At 69.7% G+C, this 5,733-nt stretch carries 5 protein-coding genes; 3 read left to right on the top strand and 2 right to left on the bottom strand.

Annotation, left to right across the window (positions count from 1 at the left end):
- Positions 1 to 437: 437 nt before the first annotated feature.
- Positions 438 to 1,460 carry an LLM class flavin-dependent oxidoreductase gene (locus tag AQJ27_RS51190; protein ID WP_067385954.1) on the bottom strand — a complete coding sequence of 341 codons (1,023 nt, stop codon included), beginning with the start codon at positions 1,458 to 1,460 and terminating at the stop codon, positions 438 to 440.
- Between the two features lie 302 nt (positions 1,461 to 1,762).
- Between AQJ27_RS51190 and AQJ27_RS61175 the strand changes: the two genes are divergently transcribed.
- Positions 1,763 to 2,047, top strand: a complete 285-nt coding sequence (locus AQJ27_RS61175; protein ID WP_369693360.1) for a hypothetical protein — start codon at positions 1,763 to 1,765, stop codon at positions 2,045 to 2,047.
- 190 nt (positions 2,048 to 2,237) lie between these two features.
- Here AQJ27_RS61175 and AQJ27_RS51185 read toward each other — a convergent pair whose 3' ends face one another.
- Positions 2,238 to 3,311, bottom strand: a complete 1,074-nt coding sequence (locus AQJ27_RS51185; protein WP_067385953.1) for an alkene reductase — start codon at positions 3,309 to 3,311, stop codon at positions 2,238 to 2,240.
- A 116-nt stretch (positions 3,312 to 3,427) separates the two neighbouring features.
- Here AQJ27_RS51185 and AQJ27_RS51180 point away from each other — a divergent pair, with 116 nt between their 5' ends.
- Positions 3,428 to 3,805 carry a MerR family transcriptional regulator gene (locus AQJ27_RS51180; protein ID WP_067385951.1) on the top strand — a complete coding sequence of 126 codons (378 nt, stop codon included), beginning with the start codon at positions 3,428 to 3,430 and terminating at the stop codon, positions 3,803 to 3,805.
- 951 nt (positions 3,806 to 4,756) lie between these two features.
- Positions 4,757 to 5,293 carry a hypothetical protein gene (locus AQJ27_RS60465; RefSeq protein WP_067385949.1) on the top strand — a complete coding sequence of 179 codons (537 nt, stop codon included), beginning with the start codon at positions 4,757 to 4,759 and terminating at the stop codon, positions 5,291 to 5,293.
- Positions 5,294 to 5,733: the final 440 nt, after the last annotated feature.

The following is a 5,733-nucleotide window of genomic DNA, read 5'->3' as shown; positions in this document are numbered from 1 at the left end:
CCTCGACCACCGATAGCCAACCCACCCGAGCACCACAACCATCAAACGAACCCGACCACACCCCCGCAAAAACATGAGACTCCACCACGGCGACCGTCCACGACAGCGCGCAGCGCCAGGTCACCTGAGGGGGAGTGGAGCTGGGCTTCCGCCTTTTCCTCCCAGTCGCCGTGGTCATCGGCGGCGGGTGGCTGCCCGTCCCGTACTTCGGCGGTCATGGCGGCGGTGTGCGTGTGGTCGGCGCTCTTGACGACCAGCCGGCCCCGATTGTGGTGACCCGTGACCGGCGTCGCCGTGAAGTCGGCACCGCGGCTGCTGTCCGGACGGTCGGTGTGCCCGACCAGGGCCGAGTGACCCAGTCCGGGCCCGGGGCTCGGCCGGCCGCGGGTCCGACCACCATGGTGCCGAGTCGGCCCCCACGCAGGACGGCGGAACACTCAGCGCCAGCCGAGCTCCGGTGCTACGTGGGTGAGGATGCTCTCCAGTACATGGGCGTTGTAGTCGACACCGAGCTGGTTCGGGATGGTCAGCAACAGGGTGTCCGCGGCCTGGATGGCCTCGTCTTCCTGGAGTTGCTTCACCAGTACGTCCGGCTCGGCGGCGTACGAGCGTCCGAAGATCGCCCTGGTCGTGTCGTCGATCATGCCGAGCTGGTCCCGCGAGTTGCGGTCGTGGCCGAAGTAGGCCCGGTCCAGGTCGTTGGTCAGGGCAAAGACACTGCGGCTGACCGACACACGCGGTTCTCGCGTGTGGCCTGCCTCCTTGTACGCCTCGCGGTACGCCTCGATCTGCTTGCGCTGCTGAACGTGCAACGGCTCGCCCGTCTCGTCGTCCTTCAGTGTGGAACTCTGCAGGTTCGTCCCCAGCTTCGCGGCCCAGACGGCGGTCGCGTTCGAGCCGGAGCCCCACCAGATCCGCTCGCGCAGCCCCTCGGAGTGCGGCTCGATGCGCAGCAGCCCCGGCGGGTTGGGGAACATCGGCCGCGGGTTCGGCTTCGCGAAGCCCTCGCCCTCGAGCACCTTGAGGAAGGTCTCGGTGTGTCGGCGGGCCATGTCCGTGCCGGACTCGCCCTCCGCGGGGGTGTAACCGAAGTAGCGCCAGCCGTCGATCACCTGTTCCGGTGATCCGCGGCTGATGCCGAGTTGCAGCCGGCCGCCGGAGATGAGGTCGGCAGCGCCGGCGTCCTCGGCCATGTACAGCGGGTTCTCATAGCGCATGTCGATCACGCCGGTGCCGATCTCGATCTTCGAGGTCCGTGCGCCGATGGCCGAGAGCAGCGGGAACGGGCTGGCCGCCTGCTGCGCGAAGTGGTGCACCCGGAAGTACGCACCGTCCACGCCGAGCTCCTCCGCCGCGACTGCCAGGTCGATGGACTGGTGCAGGAAGTCGGCTGCGGACCGGGTCTTGGAGTGCGGACTCGGCGACCAGTGGCCGAACGAGAGGAAACCTATCTTCTTCACTTGAGGTCAAAGCGTCCGGCGGCCGCGTTTGATTCCCCGCATAGGCACGGCGCGACCAGGCCGAACGGCCGGTGGCCGCCACCAGATCTGCGGCTACGGGCAGGCTTGCAACGCCGAAAGCGAGTTCTGGCTGGCGTGGGAGGCAGGGGGCTCAGAAGATCCGCCACGGCGCCGGCTGTCCGGCCCGTACGCCGGCGGCGACACGCGGGGAGTCGGAACCGTGACTCCTTGCTGACGGCCATCCCGGACGGTACTCGTTCGACCTCGCTCGGTCCGGGCCGCCGCCGGAGTCGTGGTGGACAGTGGGTCATCTGCGGCGGGCGATGGCCGGCCCGGGAGATGACATGCCATTGCGTATCAGTGTCGGTGACCGTCGTGTCTTTGACGGCGGCGCGCAGGCGGTGATCACCAGGGCGACGGCGAGCCATTGGTGGGCCGAGCAGGGGCGAGGGCGGCCGCGGCACGGGGTCACCCGCCGCTCCATGAACGGGCTTCTCAGCGGACGACTTGAGGCATCACGCCCCGCGCTCGAACAAACCCGGCGAGTCCACCGGACAGCACCGGACCGTTGGAAGGGAATTGGCTGATCCGGTCACGCCAGGTTGTTCGAGGGCAGGTGTCGCTGTCGCGGGCGGCGCCTGCGGAGTCCGAGTGCTGGTACTGCCCGGCGTGTTCCACACGCGTGAGTGCAGGGCTGGGGCAGCCGGCGGGAGCGCTCGTGAGCGAGGCTGAGCACCACCGCCCGCGCTGGTTTCGCTCGTTCGTCGCAGCTGGGAATCAACCCGCGTACTGGTGGGCCGAGTAGGTCAGGTAGCCCGCGTCACCGCCCTGGTAGTAGGTGGCCTCGTCGACGGGGGCGATCGGAAGCCCGCCCCGCAGCCGCTCGACCAGGTCGGGGTTGGCGAGGAAGGCGCGGCCGAAGCTGATGAGATCGGCGCCCAGACCGAGCCAGTGGTCGGCGTCGTCCCGGCTGGTCTGCTTCGGTCCCATCGGGAGGACGGGGTTCATGACGAGGGTGCCCGGCCACGCTCGCCGCAGGGCGACGAGCACCTCTTCGTCGGCGGTGGCCTCGAGGTGCACATAGGCCAGCCCGAGGGGGGCCAGTTCGGCCAGCAGCGCGGCGTAGAGCTCGTGGACGTCGGTCTCCTGAACTCCCCAGAACATCCCGCCCGGTGACAAACGGATGCCGGTCCTCTCACCGCCGACGGCCTCGACGGTGGCGGCGACGGCCTCGACGGCGAACCTGATCCGGTTGACGATCGGGCCTCCGTAGCGGTCCGTGCGCAGGTTGGCGTTGGACGAGAGGAACTGCGAGATCAGGTAGCCGTTGGCGCCGTGGAGTTCCACGCCGTGGAAGCCCGCGTCGACGGCGCGGCGCGCGGCTTCGGCGTACGACCGCGCATGCTCGGGCACTTCGGCGGTGTCCAGCGCGCGCGGCGTCGGGGCGGGCTGGAGTCCGGTCGGGGTGAACACGTCGCCGACGGCGGGGACGGCTGAGGGCCCGACCGGCTGCAGGCCGGTGGTGTCGGAATGTGAGACCCGGCCGCCGTGCATGAGCTGGGCGAAGATCCGGCCGCCGTTGGCGTGGACGGCGGCGGTCACGGGGCGCCATGCCTCGACCTGCTCGTCGGTGTGCAGTCCCGGTGTCCCCGGGTTGGACTGCCCGATCGTGCTCGGCTGCACGCCCTCGCTCACTATCAGCCCGGCTGTGGCCCGCTGGGCGTAGTAGGTCGCCATCGACGACGTCGCCAGGCCACCGGCGGCGGCCCGGACCCGGGTCATCGGGGCCATGACCATCCGGTTGGGCAGCGTGAGGCCGCCGAGCCGGTAACTGGTGAAGAGGGTCGTCATGTCGGGACTCCTTCGCGTTCCGTCGTGCCCGCACCTCGGGCACGACGGCTACGCTAAAACCTCACACTGACGTCAGAGGCAAGGGTCTGTGACGCAGAACTCAGCCGGGAGGCTCTGTGAGAATCGGGGAGCTCGCGTCACGCGCCGGAGTCAGTGTCCGGTCCGTGCGCTACTACGAGGAGCAGGGGCTGCTCATCAGTACCCGCAGCCCGAGCGGGCAGCGGCACTACACGGAGGACGAGGTCGAGCGGGTCGCGTTCATCCAGCGGTTGTACGCCGCCGGCCTGTCCAGCCGCACCATCACCGAGCTGCTGCCCTGCGTCGACGCGCCCAGCGAGGAAAACTCCGACTCTGCGCTGGAGCGGATGGCACTGGAGCGCGAGCGGCTCTCCACGCACATCACCGACCTCGTGCGGACCAGGGACACGCTCGACGGGCTGATGGCCACGGCCCGGGCACACCGGGAACGGCTGGGGAAGGCCGCGGTCTGCTGACTGGGGGAGGGGCTCGCAGGTCGGCACTGACTCCGCCGGGAAGCACCCAGCCCCGGAGGTTGCCGGGACCCTCTGGGGTCGCGTCTGCATGAGAGGCGGGACTCCTCGGCGGAGTCCAATCCTGGTCGCGTGGGCGCCTGTTGATGGTGAGGCTGACGCGCGCCGACGTCTCTCGCGCCAGGTGCAACACCAGGGCACGGACAGAGCGCACGGTACGCGGTCGGTCTGGGCGCTTCGGCCTGGACACCTGCGCGAGCCGACGTCCGACCAGGTCGCGGTGCCGACGCAGCACCGGGTCCGGGCGCACCAGCAGTCGCCACCTCCGTACGACGTCCAAGGGCGGCCGGTACAGCAGCGCCACTGGGAACGTCCGATTGCTCGGAGTGAACCGCACCTTCCCCGCGCCGAGTTGGCGCTCCAGCGCCGTGATCTGATGGCGCACGGCGAGGATCTCCACGTCCTGGCCCCGATCGCTCATCGGCAGCAGGCGCAGCGTGGCGAACGCGTCTACCACGCCGAGGTAGGTCAGTCGCAGCAGCGCGATCGATCATCATGCTGCTGCGTCAATCGCCTGCCGCGCGAGAATGCCGACTCGAGCGGCCTCGGTCGACATCCACGGCACCCCCCGTACCCCGCTCCCACCAGGGCGGATGAGGTTTTCGGCAAAGGCAAGGTCTCCCCGGTCTCGCGAGTGCTGTGCTCGGACCGCGAGGACACCTGACACGACCGGTCCCACGGCGCTACCAGACCAGGCACCAGTATGTGCCGGCCTGCCCGGTGCCGACCGAGGTGAGGCCGCTTGGAAGCAGCGCCGGGTCCGGCTTGCCGACGGCCGCCAGCGAACACGCAGGATCGCCGACCACTCCGGATGTGGCCATGCGCTGGGCAGCGGCCGTTGCTGCCGCGCTCGTGTACCACCGTGTCGGCAACGGCAATGGCGACGGAGGTGACATGGACGGCACCGGTGACACGGGTGACATGGACGGCACGGGCGACACGGAGGGTACGGGCGACACAGACGGTGGGGGCGGCGTGGGCGGCACGGATGGCACGGACGGTGGGGGCGATGTGGGCGGCACGGATGGTGGGGGCAGCGTGGACTTCGGCGTAGGTGGCGTTTGTGCGGGCTTCGGTGTTGTCGTCGGCGGCTTGGGCGCAGAGGGCCGTATCGGTGTGGGCCTGGGCGGGAGCGGCGCGGTCAGTGTCGGTATGGGCGTTGCTGTTGCTGTTGCTGCTGCTGTTGTCGGTGGTTTCGGTGCTGGAGGCAGTGCGGGCGTAGGCGTGGGCGTGTGGGTGGGCGTAGGCGTGTGCGTGGGCGTTGGCGTGTGCGTGGGCTTGGGCAGGGACGGTGCAGGCGGTTTCGGCGTGGGCTTCGGCACTGCTGTCGCCGACGGTTTGGGCACGGGGAGCTGGGGGAGCCGTGTTGCCGGTGGCCTCGGTTTCGGCCCGGACGAGGGGGCCGTCGCCGTCCGGTGCGGCGTCGGCTGAGGCCGGTTGCTCGAGGGTGCCGATTGCCGGGGACGAGCCGTCTCTGTCGGCTTGGGCTTCGGGGTGCGTGTAGACGTGGGCTGTGTTATGCCCGAAGGCGTGGGCCGAGCGGCTTCGTGGTCGGGCGTCCCTGTCGCCCAAATGCCGACGCCGATGCCACCGGCGACCAGCACGGCGGCGCCGCCCGCGATCCAAGGGGCTCGACGGGGTGAGCGTCGGTGACGGTTCATATTTCTTACTGTCTGCAAGGGGTGGCGGTTGCGCCACTTGGGTCAGTGGCTTCGGGGTTTCCACCTGATGCAGGTACACGGCCGCGAGAGCCGGTTGTCGCGATGAGCCGGTTGGGCCGTTCGGGTGACGCGAGAGGCCCTGGAGTTTGCTGCACGAGAGAATCTCGAGTGGACCTCGGTGTGATGCGGGGCGGTGCGGGGTCGCTCAGA

The organism is Streptomyces olivochromogenes (assembly GCF_001514115.1).
GTDB classification, from domain to species: domain Bacteria; phylum Actinomycetota; class Actinomycetes; order Streptomycetales; family Streptomycetaceae; genus Streptomyces; species Streptomyces olivochromogenes.
This window is presented reverse-complemented; position numbering and strand designations above follow the sequence as displayed.